We start from the raw sequence: 19,283 nt of genomic DNA, 5'->3' as shown, positions 1-19,283 counted from the left end.
CGTACAGTATAAACTGGTTTTTTAACCAGTAAAGTAGCCAGCACTGATTTCTAGAACAATTTTTTCGACCAGCCGAGTTTTGAGCTTAATGTGTTGAAGTAGTTATAGTTTTTAGGATGAATAAGATTAAGGTGGCTGCTGCTGCGCCGGATCAGCACATCTTCACCCTCCTGAATCGGCAGGGCAATCTGGCTGTCACAGCTGATCTCCAGATCGCTGCGCAGCGAGGAGAAACGCAGGCGAATGGTACTGTTGCTATTGATAACCAGCGGGCGCGACGACAGCGTGTGCGGGAACATCGGCACCAGCACAATCGCATCAAGCGAAGGGGTAAGAATAGGTCCGCCTGCGGAGAGCGAGTAGGCGGTGGAGCCGGTAGGGGTGGAGATAATCAGGCCATCTGAACGCTGCGAAAAGGCGAACACTTCGTCAATATAGACCTCAAACTCAATCATATGCGCCACTTTGCCAGGATGGAGCACCACTTCATTGATGGCGCTGCCAATGCGCGGTGAGCAGGTATCGCGGCAGACCTGCGCCTCAAGCAGAAAGCGACTCTCCACAAAGTAGTCGCCCTGAAGAACATCATCCAGCTGCTGCTGCGCGTTATCCGGATCGAGGTCGGTCAGGAAGCCCAGATTGCCACGGTTGATGCCAATCACTTTAATGTCATAGCGTGCCAGCACCCTGGCCGCGCCCAGCATATTGCCATCGCCGCCAACCACCACGGCCAGATCGGCCTGCTGGCCTATTTCCGCCAGCGTGCCGGTCTTTACATCGGTTAAGCTCAGCTCGCGCGCAATCTGCTGTTCGACAATTACCTCATATCCCTTATCGGTCAGCCAGCGCCAGAGCATCTCATGGGTGGTTAACGCGGTAGGATGGCGCGGATGACCCACGATTCCGATGCAGCTAAAGTGTGTGTTCATGTGGCGGGTATTCCTCATAAGCCAAAACGGCCTGGCAATGTGATGGGTTCACTTGAAACCGTCAAACTGATCCCCATAATAAGCCAACCAGCGAAATGAATGTGCAAAACGCGGAGAAATTCATGAGTAGTAAAGAACAGAACACCCCAAACGAGCAAGTCTCAGACGAAATTCAACAGGATCAACAGCCGGCGGACGCGGAGACAGCAACTGAGGTGGATCCGCGTGATGAGCGCATTGCGCAACTGGAAGCGGAGCTGACCCAGGCGCAGGGCGGCGTGCGCGAAGCGCAGCTGCGTGCGCAGGCGGAGATTGAAAACATCCGTCGCCGTGCAGAAATGGATGTCGAAAAAGCGCATAAATTTGCGCTGGAAAAATTTGCCAACGAGCTGCTGCCAGTGATTGATAGCCTGGAACGCGCGCTGGAAGTGGCTGATAAAGAGAACACCGGGCTCGCCTCAATGATTGAAGGCATCGAGCTGACGCTGAAATCCCTGCTGGGCGCGGTGCGCAAGTTTGGCGTTGAAGTGGTGGGCGACACCCACGTGCCGTTTAACCCGGATCTGCATCAGGCGATGTCGATGATGGAATCGGATGAGGTTGAGCCGAACCATGTACTGATGGTAATGCAGCGTGGCTATACCCTGAATGGTCGCCTGCTGCGTCCGGCCATGGTGGCGGTCTCTAAAGCCAAAGCCTGAGCAGAGTAGTGCATCACAACGGCCGCCTGACGCGGCCGTTGTTGTTTCAGGGGAGGACTGGCGTCCAGTCGATCGGCGTTTCTCCCGCCTGGCTGAGCAGTGCGTTGGTCTGCGAGAAGTGCCGGCAGCCAAAAAAACCGCGATGCGCTGAGAGCGGAGAAGGATGGGGAGCTTTCAGCACGTGATGACGCTGCGCATCAATGATGCTGCCTTTCTTCTGCGCGTGCGATCCCCACAGCAGAAAAACCACGCCCTCACGGTGCGTATTGATGGCATCGATCACCCGGTCAGTAAACGTCTCCCAGCCAAGCCGCGCGTGCGAGTGTGCTTTGCCCGCCTCAACGGTCAGTACCGTATTCAGCAGCATTACCCCCTGGGTGGCCCAGCTCTCCAGAAAACCGTGCTGCGGCCGCTGAAAACCCTCAATATCCTGTTCCAGCTCTTTGTACATGTTAAGCAGAGAGGGCGGGATGGCTACGCCGGGCAGCACTGAAAATGCCAGGCCGTGAGCCTGATTCAGCCCGTGATAAGGGTCCTGACCAAGGATCACCACTTTGATATCGCCCAGTTCGGTCAGTTTAAACGCGTTAAACACATCTTTCTGTGGCGGATAAACGGTCACGCCCGCCGCCCGCTGCTGCGCAACCGCCTGCAGCGTCTCTTTGAAATAGGGCTTCTCTTTTTCATCTGCCAGCACATCGTGCCAGGTCAGCTTGTCACTCATGGTTAACTCCTGACGATAGTTTTCCTTAGCTTAGCTGCTTCAGCGCGGGAGCAGAAGGATTAACCCCGCCGTTTCAGCTTGATGCAGGTCAAGGCACCGGCGGCGTCCCGGTGATATACCAGCCTGTCTATCTGTCAACGGCGTTCAGAGACAGAACGCCCCTTTCTGGAGATCGCTATGATTACCGGCATTCAAATTACCCAAACCCATAACCCGCTACTACTGAACTCATTCTGGCTGCTGGATGAAGAGGCGGGACAGGCGCGCTGTCTGTGCGCCAGAGGCCTCTATGAGGAGGATCAGGTGGTTGCCCTGAGCGAGCTGGGCGAGATGGCATACCGTGAAGTGCCCCTGGAGCAGAAACCGCAGGTGCGCGTTGAGGGCGGACAACATCTTAACGTCAATGTACTGCAGCGGGAAACGCTGGAAGATGCGGTTAAGCATCCCGAAAAGTATCCACAGCTGACCATTCGCGTATCCGGTTATGCCGTACGGTTTAATGCCCTGACGCCAGAGCAGCAGCGCGATGTGATCACCCGTACCTTTACAGAGAGCCTGTAACTGAAGTAGCGATGAAAAGTTGCTCATGCTGCAGGCCAGTGCGGAAGCGGTCCGGAACGCATGCGTTGATTAAAATGCGACATTTACCGGCGTTCGCGCTGACCCGCCTGTCAGTGGCCCTTAAGGCCAGCTGAACGTAAAAAAAAAGCGCCGGTTCAGGCGCTTTTTTTACTGCGGTGACGTTTTATTCCGCACCTGACTCCGGCGTGGTTGATCCGCTTGGCTTGCGGCGTTTACCCACGTTTTTGGTGTCACGATGGCGTTTTTTCACGCGCGGCTTTTCGTCTTCTTTCTCTTTCTTCTCTTTGCGTTTGGCAAGCGCCTTTTTCGACGGCTTTCCGGTGACTTTAGCACTCGGCGCACGCGACTCAGGGCGCAGCTCATCAATCACGCGTGATTTCAGCGGCTCATTAACGTAGCGGCTGATTTTACCCAGCAGAACGTGATCGTGCGCCTCAACCAGCGAGATAGCGATCCCTTTGCGTCCGGCGCGGCCGGTACGGCCAATGCGGTGCAGATAGGTATCTGCCGTACGCGGCAGGTCAAAGTTGATCACGTGAGTCACGTCATCAATATCGATACCGCGCGCCGCAACGTCAGTGGCAACCAGCACATTGACGCGACCATCGTTGATGCGTTTAATCGCTTCATTACGGTTCGCCTGTACCATCTCCCCTTCGAGGTAGCTGCTGCGCAGGCCCGCTTCATGCATCCAGGTCACCAGCTCGTGCAGACGTTCACGCTTGCGCACAAACACAATCGCACGCTTCACTTCCGGCTGCTTTAACAGGTGCACCAGCAGTTTGGTCTTGTGCTCAAGGTTATCAGCACGGTAGTACCACTGCTGAATGCGTTTGCGTTCGCTTTTGCTCGGGTCGGCTTCAATCGCGACCGGATCGTTGAGCAGGCGTTCAGCAAAATCTTTGATGTGCTCGCCTTCCAGCGTGGCGGAGAAGAGCAGCGTCTGTTTGCGCCAGCGCGTCTCACCGGCGATGGTCTCGATATCCTGGGCAAAGCCCATATCGACCATGCGGTCCGCCTCATCGAGAATCAGTGTTTCTACCGCGCGGCAGTCAAAGTTCTCTTCTTTGATGTACTGCAGCAGACGGCCGGTGGTCGCCACCACAATATCCTGATTTTCGCTGAAGACTTCAGCGTGGTTCATATAGGCAACGCCGCCGGTGATGGTGGCGATATCCAGATGGGTATGCTTCGCCAGCTCACGCGCCTGATCGGCCACCTGCATCGCCAGTTCGCGGGTAGGGGTGAGGATCAGGATACGCGGCGGACCCGACTTCTTACGCGGGAAGTCCAGCAGATGCTGTAATGCGGGCAGCAGATAGGCGGCGGTTTTCCCCGTTCCGGTGGGTGCCGAACCTAACACGTCACGGCCTTCCAGCGCGGCAGGAATGGCTTCAGCCTGAATGGCCGTCGGGCGCGTGAAGCCTTTTTCCTGCAGGGCATCCAGCAGGCTTTCGTCGAGTTCGAGTTCGGAGAATGTGGTTACTGTCATGTTCTACCTCAGTTTGGGGCGCTGATTATAGACAGATCGGCCGCAATCTTCATCTGTTTGTGTTCATCAGACGCAGATGAATTCATCATGCGACCACGTTACACTCTCGCCAGATAACAATTCAATGGCCGAAAGCATGTCTCAGTACCAGCCGCCAGCACGGGCGACATTAAGAAAAGATGGGTTTACGTTTAAACAATTTTTTGTCGCACACGATCGCTGTGCAATGAAGGTTGGCACGGATGGCGTGCTGCTGGGGGCGTGGGCGCCGGTGGCCGGGTCACGGCGTATTCTGGATATTGGCTGCGGCAGCGGGCTTATCGCCCTGATGCTGGCGCAGCGCACGCCGCAACAGGTTACGCTGGATGCGGTCGAGCTTGATAGCGAAGCCGCCGCGCAGGCGCAGGAGAATGTGCAGGCGTCGCCGTGGGCCGCCCGTATCAGCGTGCATCAGGCCGATATCCTTAACTGGAGCCACCAGTGCGAAAAGCGCTACTCGCTTATCGTCAGCAATCCGCCTTTTTTTGTGCCCGGCATGGCCTCGTCCAGCGCAGCACGGGACGCGGCGCGCAGTACTGCTACGCTCGATCATGCCGCGCTGCTGCAGTGCGCGGCACAGCTTATCGAAGAAGAGGGGCTGTTTTGCGTGGTGTTGCCGGTGAATAGCGGCGAGGCGCTGGTGCAGCTTGCCCGCGCTGATGGCTGGCATCTGCGGCTGCGCTACGACGTCGCGCCTTACGCACAGCGGCCGCCTAACCGGCTGGTACTGGGCTTTTCACCTGCGGCGGGCGAGCTGATACAGGAGCGGCTGGCGATACGCAATGAAGACAAAAGCTATTCCGCTGACTGGCTGAGCCTGGTGACAGACTTCTATCTTTTTCGCTGAGTATTGACTGTCACCGTACTGCAGCAGCGGTCGCGATCTGTCGTTACGATCGCAGGATCCCTGCTGCATCGTGTTGCAAAGTGGCGAATTTTGCGCGCTGCCGTCAGCTATGCTGAAAAGAAGAGTAATAAAGATGAAAAAGAGATCGCCTTACGCTACTCTGCCAGCACCGATCGGCACTGCATAAGCTATTGAAAGCGGGTCAGCCGCTACGTCATAACGGGTTGCAATGCCGCGACGAAAAAACAGGTCGTAGTGAACTTCAGGCCAGAACAGAACTCAAAGCGCATGCTTGCTCACGGGTATGAGATGTGCTGGCAGTCCACTTACGCATAAAAGAGTTTTGGGGAGACATTACCTCGGATGAGCGAGCAGTTAACGGATCAGGTTCTCGTTGAGCGGGTTCAGAAAGGAGATCAAAAGTCCTTTAACTTACTGGTAGTCCGATACCAGCATAAAGTGGCGAGCCTGGTTTCACGCTATGTCCCTTCGGGTGACGTGCCCGATGTGGTACAGGAATCATTTATCAAAGCCTATCGCGCGCTGGAGTCGTTCCGCGGGGATAGCGCTTTTTACACGTGGCTTTACCGCATCGCGGTAAACACGGCAAAAAATTATCTGGTGGCTCAGGGCCGTCGTCCGCCTTCCAGCGACGTAGATGCAATTGATGCAGAAAACTTCGAAAGTGCGGGCGCGTTAAAAGAAATATCGAACCCTGAGAACTTAATGTTGTCTGACGAACTGAAACAAATTGTTTTTCGGACAATTGAGTCACTTCCTGAAGATCTCCGTATGGCTATCACGCTCCGGGAGCTGGATGGTCTGAGTTATGAAGAGATCGCTGCCATTATGGATTGCCCGGTTGGTACTGTCCGATCGCGCATATTTCGTGCCCGGGAAGCCATTGATAACAAAGTTCAACCGCTTATCCAACGTTAGTGATAACGGCTACTGAAAGGGTACCAAGGCATGCAGAAAGAAAAACTTTCCGCTTTAATGGATGGTGAAACGTTAGACAGCGAGCTGTTGTCCTCGTTGTCAAAGGATGTCGAACTTCAAAAAAGCTGGGAGAGCTACCATCTTATTCGCGACACCCTTCGCGGGGATGTAGGCGAAGTGCTGCATTTTGATATCTCCGCCCGCGTGGCCGCAGCCATTGAAAATGAACCGCTGCGCCCTGCGGCAACACCGCTGATCCCTGAAGCGCAGCCGGAACCGGCACGCTGGCAAAAAATGCCGTTCTGGCGTCGCGGTGGCAGCTGGGTGGCATCAGTCACGCAAATTGGCGTAGCCGCCTGCGTATCACTGGCGGTAATTGTTGGCGTGCAGCATTACAACGGCTCTTCTGCCGGTGGGGCAGCAGAATCCTCAGATGCTCCGGCGTTCAATACGCTGCCGATGATGGGTAAAGCATCACCGGTAAGCCTGGGCGTACCGTCTGATGCCTTTGAAACCAACAGTTCAAATCAGCAGGTTCAGGATCAGCGGCGTCGCGTTAACGCCATGCTGCAGGATTATGAACTGCAGCGCCGTCTGCATGCCGATCAGGTACAGTTTGAAAACAGCGTACCGCAGCAGGCGCAGGCCACCGTTCCCGGAACGCAGTCGTTAGGAACTCAACAGCAGTAATGAAGCAGCTCTGGTGCGCCGTTAGCCTTATGGCCGGCAGCCTGCTCTGGACATCAACCGCCCCGGCACAGACGTCGTCTTCCGGGGCGTTGTTACAGCAGATGGAGCAGGCGACTCAAAATCTCAATTATGAATTTGCGTATATTAATGTCTCACGACTGGGCATTGAGTCTCTGCGCTATCGTCACGCCGTGGTGGATAAGCGCGTCTTTGCGCAGCTGCTGCAGATGGATGGTCCGCGCCGTGAAGTGATCCAGCGCGGTAACGACATCAGCTATTTTGAACCCGGGCTGGATCCGTTTTCACTGCCGGGCAACCATATTATCGACGCGCTGCCTTCACTGATGTTTGCTGATTTCTCCCGGCTGGGTCAGGCGTATGACTTTGTGCCGGTAGGGCGGTCGCGTATGGCTGACCAGATGTGTGAAGTTGTGCGTATTGTCTCCCGTGACGGTACGCGCTACAGCTATGTGGTCTGGCTGGACGTGGATACCAAACTGCCGCTGCGCATCGATTTACTGGATCGCGATGGTGAAACGCTGGAGCAGTTCCGCGTTATCAGCTTTGCAGTGGATGAGGGCGTGCGCAATCTGATGCAGGGGCTTGAGAAGGCAAATCTGCCGCCGTCGCTCTCCCTGCCGGCGGGAGACAAAGTGGAGCTTAACTGGCAGCCTGGCTGGATACCGGCAGGCATGAAGCTGATTTCGCAGAGTCGTCGCGCAATACCCGCTATGAATAAAACCGTTGAATCGCGTCTCTACAGCGACGGGCTGTTCAGTTTTGCCATTAACATTGCGCCTGCCGATAAAAATAGCGTGCCTCAGCAATTGCGCACGGGACGTCGTACGGTGCAGACCGTTGTGCGCGATAATCAGGAGATCACCGTGGTGGGCGAATTACCGCCCGCAACCGCGAAACGTATCGCCAGCGCTATTGATGCAGGGGCAAAGAAATGATGAGAGAGTGGGCCACCGTGGTGGCATGGCAGGATGGCGTTGCCACGCTGCATTCCGAAGCGAAAACTTCCTGCAACAGCTGTTCAGCGCGTAAAGGCTGTGGCAGCCATGCGCTCAACAAGCTGGGGCCGAAGAACGCCCATGTCATGACCATTCCCAGCGCTGAGCCGCTACAGCCGGGTCAGCGCATTGAGTTAGGCATTCGCGAAAGCAGCCTGCTCGGCTCAGCGCTGCTGGTCTATATGACGCCGCTGTTTGGTCTGTTTGCTGTGGCTGGCCTGTTTCAGATGCTGTTTCACAGCGACCTCGCGGCCGCCTGCGGGGCGCTGCTTGGCGGCGTGGGGGGATTTATCATTGCTAAAGGCGTCTCATCCCGCTACGCCGGACGCGAAGCCTTTCAGCCGGTGATCCTCAGCGTTGCGCTTCCGCCTGATGCGCTGCGGGTTGAAGATGTCAGCTGATGCCGCCCGGGCCGCCTGCTGTGCGGCCTTTTCATTTCCCGCTTACCCGCTGAATTCTGTTGCAAATCCCACAGGTTCCATTCTTTAACGCGCGGCGTTAACAGTGTAATATGCGACGTCATTAATGAGGCCGACAGGGTTCCGGGTAAAGATCGCTTGCCTGAATGTGTCTGTGCTCACGTTTTCAACTGATTCTCTACGTGAAGATATTCATATAAATGAAGCACATACGAAATTTCTCTATTATTGCTCACATTGACCACGGCAAATCAACGCTCTCCGATCGTCTGATTCAGATTTGTGGTGGCCTGAGCGATCGTGAGATGGCGGCGCAGGTTCTTGATTCCATGGATCTGGAGCGCGAGCGCGGCATTACGATTAAAGCGCAGAGCGTCACGCTCGATTACACAGCGCCAGACGGTGAAACTTACCAGCTCAATTTTATCGACACCCCGGGCCACGTAGACTTCTCGTATGAAGTTTCCCGCTCGCTGGCGGCCTGTGAAGGGGCGCTGCTGGTGGTCGATGCAGGACAGGGCGTTGAAGCACAGACGCTGGCGAACTGCTATACCGCCATGGAAATGGATCTGGAAGTGGTACCGGTACTGAATAAGATCGACCTGCCCGCTGCCGATCCTGAGCGCGTAGCCGAAGAGATTGAAGATATCGTGGGTATCGATGCCGTAGATGCCGTGCGCTGCTCGGCTAAAACCGGCATCGGCGTGCCGGATGTGCTGGAGCGCCTGGTGCGCGATATTCCGGCACCGGAAGGCGATCCGGATGGCCCGCTGCAGGCGCTGATCATCGACTCCTGGTTCGATAACTACCTTGGCGTTGTTTCCCTGATCCGTATTAAAAACGGTACGCTGCGCAAGGGCGAGAAGGTCAAAGTCATGAGTACCGGTCAGGTTTATAACGCTGACCGCCTGGGTATCTTCACACCCAAACAGGTTGACCGCACCGAACTGAAGTGCGGGGAAGTGGGCTGGCTGGTGTGCGCCATCAAAGACATTCTGGGTGCGCCGGTGGGCGATACGCTGACGCTACAGCGCAACCCGGCAGATAAAGCGCTGCCTGGCTTCAAAAAGGTCAAACCGCAGGTTTATGCCGGTCTTTTCCCGGTGAGTTCAGATGACTATGAGTCATTCCGCGACGCGCTCGGCAAGCTGAGCCTGAACGACGCCTCTCTGTTCTATGAGCCAGAGAGTTCAACCGCGCTGGGCTTTGGTTTCCGCTGCGGCTTCCTGGGTCTGCTGCATATGGAGATCATTCAGGAGCGCCTGGAGCGCGAGTACGATCTCGATCTGATCACCACTGCGCCAACGGTTGTGTATGAAGTGCAAACCACCGATGGCGAAGTGGTATATGTTGACAGCCCGGCCAAGCTGCCGCCGCTCAACAATATTGAAGAGCTGCGTGAGCCGATTGCAGAGTGTCACATGTTGCTGCCACAGGAGTATCTGGGTAACGTGATTACCCTGTGCGTGGAGAAGCGCGGCGTGCAGACCAATATGGTTTACCACGGCAACCAGGTCGCGCTCACCTACGATATCCCGATGGCTGAAGTGGTACTCGACTTCTTCGACCGTCTGAAATCGACATCGCGCGGCTATGCGTCGCTGGACTACAACTTCAAGCGTTTCCAGGCGTCAGACATGGTGCGCGTGGACGTATTAATTAACGCAGAGCGCGTTGATGCCCTGGCGCTGATCACCCACCGTGATAACTCGCAGTACCGCGGTCGCGAGCTGGTGGAGAAGATGAAAGATCTGATCCCGCGCCAGCAGTTTGATATCGCGATTCAGGCGGCGATTGGCAACCATATCATTGCGCGTTCGACCGTGAAGCAGCTGCGCAAAAACGTTCTGGCAAAATGCTACGGCGGTGACGTCAGCCGTAAGAAAAAACTGCTGCAGAAACAGAAAGATGGTAAGAAACGCATGAAGCAGGTCGGCAACGTTGAGCTGCCGCAGGAAGCTTTCCTCGCCATTCTGCATGTCGGTAAAGACAGCAAATAAGGAACCACAATGGCTAACATGTTCGCCCTGATTCTGGTTATCGCTACGCTGCTGACCGGCATCATCTGGTGTATCGATCGCGTGAAGTGGGCACCTGAGCGTCGGGCAAAACAGGCCGCTGCACAGGCGCAGGCGGGTAACTCGCTCGACAGCAAAACGCTGGCGAAAGTGGCTGCGCAGCCAGGCTGGATTGAAACGGCGGCATCGGTATTTCCGGTGCTGGCGGTGGTACTGATTGTACGTTCATTTATTTTTGAACCCTTTCAGATCCCCTCCGGCTCAATGATGCCAACGTTGCTGATTGGCGACTTTATTCTGGTGGAGAAGTTTGCCTACGGTATTAAAGATCCCATTACGCAGACCACGCTGATCCCGACCGGACATCCAAAGCGCGGCGATGTCGCCGTGTTTAAATATCCGAAAGATCCCAGCGTTGACTACATCAAGCGCGTGATTGGTCTGCCGGGCGATAAAGTGGTGTTTGATCCGTTCAGTAAAACGCTGACCATCAATCCCGGCTGCGGTAACGGCAAATGTGATACGGCGCTGCCGGTCACCTATACCAATATTGAGCCAAGCGACTTTATCCAGACGTTTAGCGGCTTTGACGGCAACGAGACCGGCAACGGCTTCTTCCGGAAACCGCAGGGTGAAACGCTGCGCGGTGGCCTGCGTCTCGGGACGCGCAAAGAGACGCTGGGCGATGTGACGCACAATATTCTGCTGGTGAATGAGGCGCAGAGTCAGGCGAACATGTACTATCAGCAGCCGGGCCAGCCGCAGGCGACCTGGGTGGTACCGCAGGGTCAATATTTCATGATGGGCGACAACCGTGACAACAGCGCCGACAGCCGCTACTGGGGCTTTGTGCCTGAGAAGAATCTGGTCGGTAAAGCGGTCGCTATCTGGATGAGCTTTGAAAAACAGGAAGGTGAGTGGCCGACAGGCGTACGCCTGAGCCGTATCGGCGGCATTCACTAAATACGGGTGGCTTCCTGTCTGACAGGAAGCCACTGCACACGAAACAGAACGCGCTGCTATCAGCCCTGTTTCGTATGCAGAGTTACAGACGCACAGAACAACTGGAATCGCATGAACCCCATTCTCATTACTAAGCTGCAGCGCAAACTGGGCTACACTTTTACTCATCCGGAACTTTTGCAGCAGGCCCTGACACACCGCAGCGCCAGCAGCAAGCATAACGAACGGCTTGAATTTTTAGGCGATTCAATTCTCAGCTATGTGATTGCCAACGCGCTTTATCACCGCTTCCCGCGCGTGGACGAAGGCGATATGAGCCGCATGCGCGCCACGCTGGTGCGCGGCAATACGCTGGCTGAGATGGCGCGTGAGTTTGAACTGGGCGAGTGCCTGCGTCTTGGACCAGGCGAACTGAAAAGCGGCGGCTTCCGTCGCGAGTCGATCCTTGCGGATACGGTAGAGGCGCTGATTGGCGGCATCTTCCTCGACAGTAATATCCAGACCGTTGAGAAGCTGATTCTCGACTGGTATCTGAACCGTCTGGAGCAGATAAGCCCGGGCGATAAACAGAAAGATCCCAAAACGCGCCTTCAGGAGTATCTGCAGGGTCGCCATCTGCCGCTGCCTTCCTATCTGGTGGTGCAGGTGCGGGGCGAAGCGCACGACCAGGAGTTCACCATTCACTGTCAGGTGAGTGGCATGGCCGATCCGGTCGTGGGCGTAGGCTCCAGCCGCCGCAAAGCGGAACAGGCTGCCGCCGAACAGGCTTTAATTAAGCTTGGACTCGAATAAATTGTTTTACGACAGCGCCATCCCGGCGCTGACTAAGTCAGGACCCGAATGAGCGAACACGAAACTTATTGCGGCTTTGTCGCGATTGTAGGCCGGCCCAACGTCGGTAAATCAACCTTACTGAACCAGCTGCTGGGGCAGAAGGTCTCGATCACCTCACGCAAACCGCAAACCACGCGCCACCGTATTATGGGCATCCACACCGAGGGCGCTTATCAGGCGATCTACGTGGATACACCCGGGCTGCATATGGAAGAGAAGCGGGCGATCAACCGCCTGATGAACCGTGCTGCCAGCAGCTCAATTGGCGACGTGGAGCTGGTAATTTTCGTCGTGGAAGGCACGCGCTGGACGCCGGATGATGAGATGGTGCTCAACAAGCTGCGCGACGGCAAAGTCCCGGTGGTGCTGGCGGTGAATAAGGTGGATAACATTCAGGATAAAAGTATTTTGCTGCCGCACCTGCAGTTCCTGAGCCAGCAGATGAATTTCCTCGATATCGTGCCTATCTCTGCTGAGAATGGCAAAAACGTCGATACCATCGCAGCGATTGCCCGTAAGCGTCTGCCGCTGGCGGAGCACCACTTCCCGGAAGATTACATCACCGACCGCTCACAGCGCTTTATGGCTTCGGAGATCATCCGCGAAAAGCTGATGCGTTTCCTCGGTGCCGAACTGCCTTACTCTGTGACCGTTGAGATCGAACAGTTTGTGGCCAATGAGCGCGGCGGCTACGACATCAATGGCCTGATTCTGGTAGAGCGTGAAGGCCAGAAGAAAATGGTAATTGGCAATAAAGGCTCTAAAATCAAAACAATCGGCATTGAAGCGCGGCGTGACATGGAAGAGATGTTTGAAGCCAAAGTGCACCTTGAGCTCTGGGTGAAAGTTAAATCGGGCTGGGCAGACGACGAACGTGCGCTGCGCAGCCTGGGCTACACAGACGATCTGTAACTGATGGAAGGCTGGCAACGCGCGTTTGTGCTGCATAGTCGCCCCTACAGCGAAACCAGCCTGCTGCTCGATCTCTTTACGGAAAGTCAGGGCCGCGTTCGCGTCCTGGCTAAAGGCGCGCGCTCGCGTCGCTCTCAGCTGAAAGGCACCCTGCAGCCTTTTACGCCGCTGCTGGTCCGCTGGGGCGGACGCGGTGAAGTCAAAACGCTGCGTAATGCCGAAGCGGTTTCGCTGGCGCTGCCGCTCAGCGGCATCACGCTCTACTGCGGTCTTTATGTCAATGAACTGCTGTCGCGCGTGCTGGAGCAGGAGATCCCCTTTTCTGAACTCTTCTTCGATTACCTGAACTGTATTCAGGAGCTGGCCGCCGGCACCGCCTCGCCGGAACCGGCGCTGCGCCGTTTTGAGCTGGCGCTGCTCGGGCATCTCGGCTACGGCGTCGATTTTCTGCACTGCGCCGGCAGCGGCGAGGCGATCGATGACGCCATGACCTACAGCTACCGTGAAGAGAAGGGCTTTATCGCCAGCCTGGTGCTGAATCAGCGCAGCTTTACCGGTCACCAGCTGCGCGCCATTGAAGCGCGCAGTTTCCCCGATGCCGATAGCCTGCGGGCCGCCAAGCGCTTTACGCGCATTGCGCTAAAGCCCTATCTCGGCGGCAAACCGCTGAAGAGTCAGGAGCTGTTTCGCCAGTTTATTCCAAAGAAGAAACCCGATGCGCCGCAGGCGTAGCGGCGGTCAGACCACCTGAACGTATCGTCGCGATACACTGCACTGACATTAAATAAAGAGAAGCGTAGTTATGGCTGAGTTGCTGTTAGGCGTCAATATTGATCATATCGCTACCGTACGTAACGCGCGTGGCACCCACTATCCCGATCCGGTACAGGCCGCTTTCGTGGCCGAGCAGGCGGGCGCTGATGGTATTACCGTGCATCTGCGTGAAGACCGCCGGCATATCACCGATCGCGATGTGCGTATCCTGCGCGATACCATTCAGACGCGGATGAACCTGGAGATGGCGGTCACGGATGAGATGATCGCCATCGCCTGTGACATCCGGCCGCACTTTGTCTGCCTGGTGCCGGAGAAGCGTCAGGAGGTCACCACGGAGGGCGGCCTGGACGTGGCGGGCCAGCAGGCGAGCGTCAGCGCAGCGGTACAGCAGCTGTCAGAGGCGGGCATACTGGTGTCACTGTTTATCGATGCCGACCGCCGGCAGATTGACGCAGCGGTTGCCAGCGGCGCGCCTTATATCGAAATTCATACCGGCGCATACGCTGAAGCGCCGGAAGGGCAGGCGCGTGACGCCGAGCTAATGCGTATTCGCGAAGCAGCGCACTACGCTGCCTCTCTCGGGCTGAAGGTCAATGCCGGCCACGGACTGACTTATCACAATGTGCAGCCCATTGCGGCGCTGCCGGAGATGCATGAGCTGAATATCGGCCATGCCATCATCGGCCGCGCGCTCTTCAGCGGGCTGGCAGATGCGGTAAGCGAAATGAAGCAGCTGATGCGGGAAGCGCGGCGCTGATGGCGATTCTTGGCCTCGGCAGCGATATCGTGGAAATTGAGCGCATCGCCGGCGTTATCGAACGATCCGGCGATCGCCTGGCGCGCCGCGTACTGAGTGACGCGGAGTGGCAGCAGTATCAGGCGCATCAGCAGCCGGTGCGTTTCCTTGCCAAGCGCTTCGCCGTAAAAGAGGCGGCGGCCAAAGCCTTTGGCACCGGGATCCGCGGCGGACTGGCGTTTAATCAGTTTGAGGTGTTCAACGATGCGCTGGGAAAACCGGGTCTGCGCTTTTTTGAGCAGGCGAGCATCATTGCTGAACGGCTGGGCGTGCAGCGCGTGCACGTGACGCTGGCTGATGAGCGCCACTACGCCTGTGCCACGGTGATCATCGAGGACTGAGCGTTACGCGCTCAGTGCGGCCAGAGCTGTACGAATTTCTCCCACAGCGCGTCGCGGCTTTCGGCGCGCTGCGGGTCGCTGATAATCGTATTGTCGATAGGACAGACGCTCTGACAGGTTGGCGTTTCATAATGCCCCACGCACTCGGTGCAGCGCGCCGGATCGATTTCATATATCGCCTTACCCAGCGCGATAGCCTGATTGGGACACTCCGGCTCACACATGTCGCAGTTAATACATTTCGCCGTAATCAGTAACGCCATTCTTCACGTCCGTTAATCCTCATTAAAAACGCGGTCATTATAAGCTGGTTTAACGCTTATATCAGCTTTTTCACCAGCGCTTCGCTGTGGCGAATGTGGCTCGATGCCCGCTCCGGATCGTGCTGCACCAGCGCCATAAACAGCAAATCTGTCAGGGCCAGCTGGGCGCTGGTTGAGGAGATTGCCGCGCTGCGCGTGCTCTGCTCCTCTGCAACGGTATAGAGGCAGATTGACGCGCACTGCTGCAGCGCATTTGGCGTAAAACCGGTAAAGGCCACCACATCCGCACCGATAGCGGCTGCTTCCTGTGCCGCCAGATTGATTTCGCGTCGTTCGCCGGTGTAGGAGATGGCCAGCAGGACATCGCCCGGCGCCATCGCCTGAACGCTGGCGAGCAGGGCGTGCATATCCTGCTCTGCCACCGCGTTAATACCGATTTTCATCAGTTTCCAGGAGAAATCTTTCGCCACCAGACCGGATGCCCCGATACCCACCAGCAGAATGCGGTTGGCATTCTTCAGCAGATGCAGCGTCTCCATCAGCTTCTCTTCGCTGTTAATATCCAGCGTGGCGCGGATCGCGGAGATCTTCTCCGTCAGCAGCTTCTCTCCCACGATCTTCAGCGGATCGTCGCTGAGGATATGATTATGCACGGTGATCGCATCGCGATCCGCCAGCGATTCGCTCAGCGCCAGCTTCAGTGCCGGAAAGCCTTTATAACCCAGCTTCTGCGCAAATTTCACCACGCTCGACTGGCTGACGCCCGCCTCTTCAGCCAGCTTCTGCGAGCTGAGATGGCGCGCCCGATCGGGCTGTGACAGTAAAAAGTCGGCCAGCCGGCGCTCATTCAGCGCCAGCCGGGGATAGAGCTGACGGATTCGCAGCAGTGAACTCATGGTCGATCCTTACTCCCGGTTTTATAGCATGGCGCGGCTAACCTCTCCGCAGCATGCGCAGCAATAGTCAATACTCCGTGACACCAAGAATAAACTATTCAGTGGGCTTTGTAGCTAGCGGAATTAAAAATCACAGCTTCGCTAAGCGCGGTTGCTGGCTACACTGTAGAGCAGCAACTGATTTAAAAAAGGAGAGGGGTTTGACACAGGACTCGCAACGTCGCGTCGTATTTTTCGACCTGGATGGCACGCTGCATCAGCAGGATATGTTTGGCACCTTTATGCGCTTTTTACTGCGCCGGCAGCCGCTGAATCTGCTGCTGGTGGTTCCGCTGCTGCCGGTTATTGGCCTCGGGCTGCTGATTAAGGGCCGGGCAGCGCGCTGGCCAATGAGTCTGCTGCTCTGGGCAATCACGTTCGGGCACAGCGAAACGCGCCTGCGCGCGCGTGAAGCGGAGTTTGCGCAGTGGTTCCGCGAGCGGGTAGTGGCGTTTCCGGTGGTGCAGCAGCGCCTGACCGATTACCTGCAGAGCAACGATGCCGATGTGTGGCTGATTACCGGCTCACCACAGTCGCTGGTGGAGCAGGTCTATTTTGACTCCGCTTTTCTGCCGCGTGTGAAACTGATTGCCAGCCAGATGCGGCCAGGACGCGGCGGACGCGTGCTGGCGATGCGCTGCCTGGGCCACGAAAAGGTCGCGCAGCTGGAAGAGCAGATTGGCACGCCGCTGCAGCTCTACAGCGGCTATAGCGACAGCAAGCAGGATAACCCGCTGCTGTTTTTCTGCCAGCATCGCTGGCGCGTAACGCCGCGCGGTGAACTGCAGCAGCTGGAGTGAATCGCGCGGCGTTTTTGTCTATAATGCGCCGCCTTTTGATTCTGCAGGAGTTACCCGGTGAAGCCACAAACTGATGAATACTGGATGCGTTATGCGCTGCAGCTGGCGCAGCGTGCCCGGGAGCAGGGTGAGGTGCCGGTCGGAGCCGTGCTGGTGCAGGGAGATAAAGTCATAGGCGAGGGCTGGAACCGGCCGATTGGCCAGTGCGATCCCACCGCACACGCGGAGATCATGGCGCTGCGCCAGGGCGGCAAAGTGCTGGATAACTATCGCCTGCTGGATACCACGCTCTATGTCACGCTGGAGCCGTGCGTCATGTGCGCCGGCGCCATGGTTCACAGCCGCATTACCCGCCTGGTCTACGGCGCGAAAGATATTAAAACCGGCGCGGCCGGTTCGCTGCTGGATGTGCTGGGGCACCCGGGGATGAATCATCAGATTGAGATCGCCTGCGGCGTGCTGGCGGAGGAGTGCGCCGGCATGCTGAGCGACTTTTTTCGTATGCGACGCGAGCAGAAGCGCGCGCTGCGTCAGGCACAGCGCGCAGATTAGTTCATGGCAATTTTAGGCTCAACCGCCGGATAGCCGGCGCCCAGCTCCGCTTCCAGCGCTGAACGCTGCGCCAGGCGGCGCTCCTGCTCCTGCAGATAGCCCACCAGACTTAGCTGATACTTGCGGATATTCTCCACGTAGTTATACGCTTCATGCCCGCGCGCATAGCCGTAGGCGGTTTGCGCATAGTAGCGCTTCTGGCTGAGCATCGGCAGACGCAGTTTTACATCCGCCCAGCTGTCAGGGTTACCGCCCTGTTTTGCCGTCAGCCGGCGCACGTCGAGCATGTGCGCATATCCCATATTGTAAGCTGCCAGCGCAAACCAGATGCGCTCGTCATCAGGCACGCTCGCCGGCACTTTATCCATCATGCGCTGCAGATACTCACTGCCGCCGCGAATGCTCTGCTCCGGATCGAGCCGGTCATCAACGTTAAGACTATCCGCCGTGTTGCGCGTCAGCATCATCATGCCGCGCACGCCGGTGGGCGAGGTCGCCTGCGGATTCCAGTGCGACTCCTGATAGGAGATCGCCGCCAGCAGGCGCCAGTCCATGCTCGCCGCATATTTCTCAAACAGCGGTTTGATATCCGGCAGCGTATTGTCAATTGCGCGCAGGAAGGTGCGGGTATCAACATAATCAAACGTGCCAACGTGACCGAGATACTTCTCCTCCAGCCGCGCCATGGTGCCTTCTTCACCCATCTGGCTGTAGAAATCGAGCATGGCCGCGTTGAGGCTGCTGTCAGCATTGCGCGGCAGATACCAGGTCACTGGCTCTTCATCGGTAATATCAAAGGCTACCGCCAGCTGCGGATGAATACGCTGCAGCAGGCCCACGGTCACCGAGTCGCCTACCGTGTAGTCAAGCTTGCCGTCAGCCACCGCCTCCAGCAGCGCTTTCTGTCCCTGATCGGTGGCGATAGCCCAGTCGAGATCGGGATAGCTGTTGGCTTTTTCTGCCCGCAGCGTGGAGAGATAGGCTGAGCCGGACTGCACCACCAGACGGCCTTTCAGGTCGCCCAGCGTGCGCGGACGCGGTTTATCGATACGGTAAACCAGCTGCTGCGACACCGAATAGTAGCTGGGACCGGCCTGATAGTGCGCCAGACGCTCACTGTTATAGATAAGCCCGGCGGCGAGCAGATCGGCTTTTCCGTCATCGAGATCGTCAAACAGATCGCCCAGGCTGGGTCGCACAGTGACTTCCAGCCTGACGCCGAGGTAGTCTGCAAAGCGCTTTGCCAGCTCGTAATCCATGCCAGCCGGTGCCTGATTGACGGTGTAATAGGTCAGTGGCGAATTGACGGTGCTGATGCGCAACACACCGCGTGATTTGATCGCTGTCAGCGCGTCCCGATCGCCCCCGTACCAGGGGATTGCCGGCCACAGCGCCAGCGCCAGCAGCACGGTGATCAGACCGATAAACAGATAATTTAATTTTAGGCGTTTCAAATGGTTGTCTCTTAATGGCTCACAGGCCTCTGTCCTTTAAAGGCAGTATTGGTATTGTTTTTTACTCCCAGAGCGAGGGGCATTTTGCGCAACAAAGCGAAACAGGGCAACTCATATAGCAAGTTTTGCGCAAAATTCAGGCAAATCCCGTATGGCAGTTTTTCTGCGCAAACGGTTTCGTTACCCGCGCGCTTTCTCTATAATACCGCCCGTTTTCCCTGTTGCGCCCAATGAAGCGTCGCCCGGCGCTTCGAAGACGA

At 56.8% G+C, this 19,283-nt stretch carries 22 protein-coding genes; 16 read left to right on the top strand and 6 right to left on the bottom strand.

What is annotated here, in order from left to right; all coding sequences use genetic code 11:
* Nucleotides 1-50: 50 nt before the first annotated feature.
* Nucleotides 51-929 (bottom strand): NAD(+) kinase, encoded by an 879-nt coding sequence (nadK, locus tag C1Y41_RS09385; protein WP_065648649.1) that lies wholly within the window; start codon nucleotides 927-929, stop codon nucleotides 51-53.
* Nucleotides 930-1,051: 122 nt separating this feature from the next.
* Between nadK and grpE the strand changes: the two genes are divergently transcribed.
* On the top strand, nucleotides 1,052-1,630 hold the full coding sequence (gene grpE, locus C1Y41_RS09375; RefSeq protein WP_071667881.1) for a nucleotide exchange factor GrpE: 579 nt from the start codon (nucleotides 1,052-1,054) through the stop codon (nucleotides 1,628-1,630).
* A gap of 46 nt (nucleotides 1,631-1,676) precedes the next feature.
* Here grpE and ung read toward each other — a convergent pair whose 3' ends face one another.
* Nucleotides 1,677-2,354 carry a uracil-DNA glycosylase gene (gene ung, locus C1Y41_RS09370; RefSeq protein WP_104085298.1) on the bottom strand — a complete coding sequence of 226 codons (678 nt, stop codon included), beginning with the start codon at nucleotides 2,352-2,354 and terminating at the stop codon, nucleotides 1,677-1,679.
* 177 nt (nucleotides 2,355-2,531) lie between these two features.
* Between ung and grcA the strand changes: the two genes are divergently transcribed.
* A complete protein-coding gene (gene grcA / locus C1Y41_RS09365) occupies nucleotides 2,532-2,915 on the top strand; it encodes an autonomous glycyl radical cofactor GrcA (RefSeq protein ID WP_039379718.1) in 384 nt (127 codons plus the stop codon).
* Nucleotides 2,916-3,099: 184 nt separating this feature from the next.
* Here grcA and srmB read toward each other — a convergent pair whose 3' ends face one another.
* Entirely contained in the window at nucleotides 3,100-4,428 is a 1,329-nt protein-coding gene (gene srmB / locus C1Y41_RS09360) for an ATP-dependent RNA helicase SrmB (RefSeq protein WP_039379716.1), read from the bottom strand.
* Between the two features lie 136 nt (nucleotides 4,429-4,564).
* Here srmB and C1Y41_RS09355 point away from each other — a divergent pair, with 136 nt between their 5' ends.
* The 12 genes from C1Y41_RS09355 to acpS all read left to right on the top strand — a co-directional run bounded on the left by C1Y41_RS09355 (nucleotide 4,565) and on the right by acpS (nucleotide 15,019).
* Nucleotides 4,565-5,314, top strand: a complete 750-nt coding sequence (locus tag C1Y41_RS09355; protein ID WP_104085368.1) for a tRNA1(Val) (adenine(37)-N6)-methyltransferase — start codon at nucleotides 4,565-4,567, stop codon at nucleotides 5,312-5,314.
* Between the two features lie 363 nt (nucleotides 5,315-5,677).
* Entirely contained in the window at nucleotides 5,678-6,253 is a 576-nt protein-coding gene (rpoE, locus tag C1Y41_RS09350; protein WP_039379714.1) for an RNA polymerase sigma factor RpoE, read from the top strand.
* 30 nt (nucleotides 6,254-6,283) lie between these two features.
* Nucleotides 6,284-6,943 (top strand): anti-sigma-E factor RseA, encoded by a 660-nt coding sequence (rseA, locus tag C1Y41_RS09345; protein ID WP_039379711.1) that lies wholly within the window; start codon nucleotides 6,284-6,286, stop codon nucleotides 6,941-6,943.
* Entirely contained in the window at nucleotides 6,943-7,899 is a 957-nt protein-coding gene (gene rseB / locus C1Y41_RS09340; RefSeq protein WP_094111709.1) for a sigma-E factor regulatory protein RseB, read from the top strand. The genes rseA and rseB overlap by 1 nt, the downstream gene beginning before the upstream one ends.
* Nucleotides 7,896-8,360 carry a SoxR-reducing system protein RseC gene (gene rseC / locus C1Y41_RS09335; protein ID WP_094111708.1) on the top strand — a complete coding sequence of 155 codons (465 nt, stop codon included), beginning with the start codon at nucleotides 7,896-7,898 and terminating at the stop codon, nucleotides 8,358-8,360. Before rseB ends, rseC begins: the two co-directional genes overlap by 4 nt.
* A gap of 218 nt (nucleotides 8,361-8,578) precedes the next feature.
* Nucleotides 8,579-10,378: a translation elongation factor 4 gene (gene lepA / locus C1Y41_RS09330; RefSeq protein WP_039379703.1), complete on the top strand. Its 1,800-nt coding sequence runs from the start codon at nucleotides 8,579-8,581 to the stop codon at nucleotides 10,376-10,378.
* 9 nt (nucleotides 10,379-10,387) lie between these two features.
* On the top strand, nucleotides 10,388-11,359 hold the full coding sequence (lepB, locus tag C1Y41_RS09325) for a signal peptidase I (protein ID WP_104085297.1): 972 nt from the start codon (nucleotides 10,388-10,390) through the stop codon (nucleotides 11,357-11,359).
* A 111-nt stretch (nucleotides 11,360-11,470) separates the two neighbouring features.
* The gene (gene rnc, locus C1Y41_RS09320) at nucleotides 11,471-12,151 is read left to right on the top strand and encodes a ribonuclease III (RefSeq protein ID WP_039379698.1); all 681 of its coding nucleotides are present in this window, start codon (nucleotides 11,471-11,473) and stop codon (nucleotides 12,149-12,151) included.
* Nucleotides 12,152-12,199: 48 nt separating this feature from the next.
* The gene (gene era, locus C1Y41_RS09315; RefSeq protein WP_039379695.1) at nucleotides 12,200-13,105 is read left to right on the top strand and encodes a GTPase Era; all 906 of its coding nucleotides are present in this window, start codon (nucleotides 12,200-12,202) and stop codon (nucleotides 13,103-13,105) included.
* Nucleotides 13,106-13,108: 3 nt separating this feature from the next.
* Nucleotides 13,109-13,837, top strand: coding sequence for a DNA repair protein RecO (recO, locus tag C1Y41_RS09310; RefSeq protein ID WP_039379693.1), 729 nt, complete (start codon nucleotides 13,109-13,111; stop codon nucleotides 13,835-13,837).
* 70 nt (nucleotides 13,838-13,907) lie between these two features.
* Nucleotides 13,908-14,639 carry a pyridoxine 5'-phosphate synthase gene (pdxJ, locus tag C1Y41_RS09305; protein ID WP_094111706.1) on the top strand — a complete coding sequence of 244 codons (732 nt, stop codon included), beginning with the start codon at nucleotides 13,908-13,910 and terminating at the stop codon, nucleotides 14,637-14,639.
* On the top strand, nucleotides 14,639-15,019 hold the full coding sequence (gene acpS, locus C1Y41_RS09300) for a holo-ACP synthase (RefSeq protein ID WP_039379688.1): 381 nt from the start codon (nucleotides 14,639-14,641) through the stop codon (nucleotides 15,017-15,019). The genes pdxJ and acpS overlap by 1 nt, the downstream gene beginning before the upstream one ends.
* A gap of 11 nt (nucleotides 15,020-15,030) precedes the next feature.
* Here acpS and C1Y41_RS09295 read toward each other — a convergent pair whose 3' ends face one another.
* Nucleotides 15,031-15,282, bottom strand: a complete 252-nt coding sequence (locus C1Y41_RS09295; RefSeq protein WP_104085296.1) for a YfhL family 4Fe-4S dicluster ferredoxin — start codon at nucleotides 15,280-15,282, stop codon at nucleotides 15,031-15,033.
* A gap of 56 nt (nucleotides 15,283-15,338) precedes the next feature.
* On the bottom strand, nucleotides 15,339-16,178 hold the full coding sequence (locus C1Y41_RS09290) for a MurR/RpiR family transcriptional regulator (protein ID WP_071667885.1): 840 nt from the start codon (nucleotides 16,176-16,178) through the stop codon (nucleotides 15,339-15,341).
* A 200-nt stretch (nucleotides 16,179-16,378) separates the two neighbouring features.
* Here C1Y41_RS09290 and yfhb point away from each other — a divergent pair, with 200 nt between their 5' ends.
* Together yfhb and tadA are read left to right on the top strand one after the other, a co-directional pair.
* A complete protein-coding gene (gene yfhb, locus C1Y41_RS09285) occupies nucleotides 16,379-17,017 on the top strand; it encodes a phosphatidylglycerophosphatase C (RefSeq protein ID WP_094112077.1) in 639 nt (212 codons plus the stop codon).
* Nucleotides 17,018-17,074: 57 nt separating this feature from the next.
* On the top strand, nucleotides 17,075-17,569 hold the full coding sequence (gene tadA / locus C1Y41_RS09280) for a tRNA adenosine(34) deaminase TadA (RefSeq protein WP_071667886.1): 495 nt from the start codon (nucleotides 17,075-17,077) through the stop codon (nucleotides 17,567-17,569).
* On the opposite strand, the gene mltF is transcribed toward tadA, so the two are convergent.
* Entirely contained in the window at nucleotides 17,566-19,023 is a 1,458-nt protein-coding gene (gene mltF, locus C1Y41_RS09275) for a membrane-bound lytic murein transglycosylase MltF (protein ID WP_039379675.1), read from the bottom strand. The genes tadA and mltF overlap by 4 nt on opposite strands.
* Between the last annotated feature and the right edge of the window lie 260 nt (nucleotides 19,024-19,283).

Source organism: Pantoea sp. ICBG 1758 (assembly GCF_002928325.1).
GTDB lineage: Bacteria > Pseudomonadota > Gammaproteobacteria > Enterobacterales > Enterobacteriaceae > Pantoea > Pantoea eucrina.
This window is presented reverse-complemented; position numbering and strand designations above follow the sequence as displayed.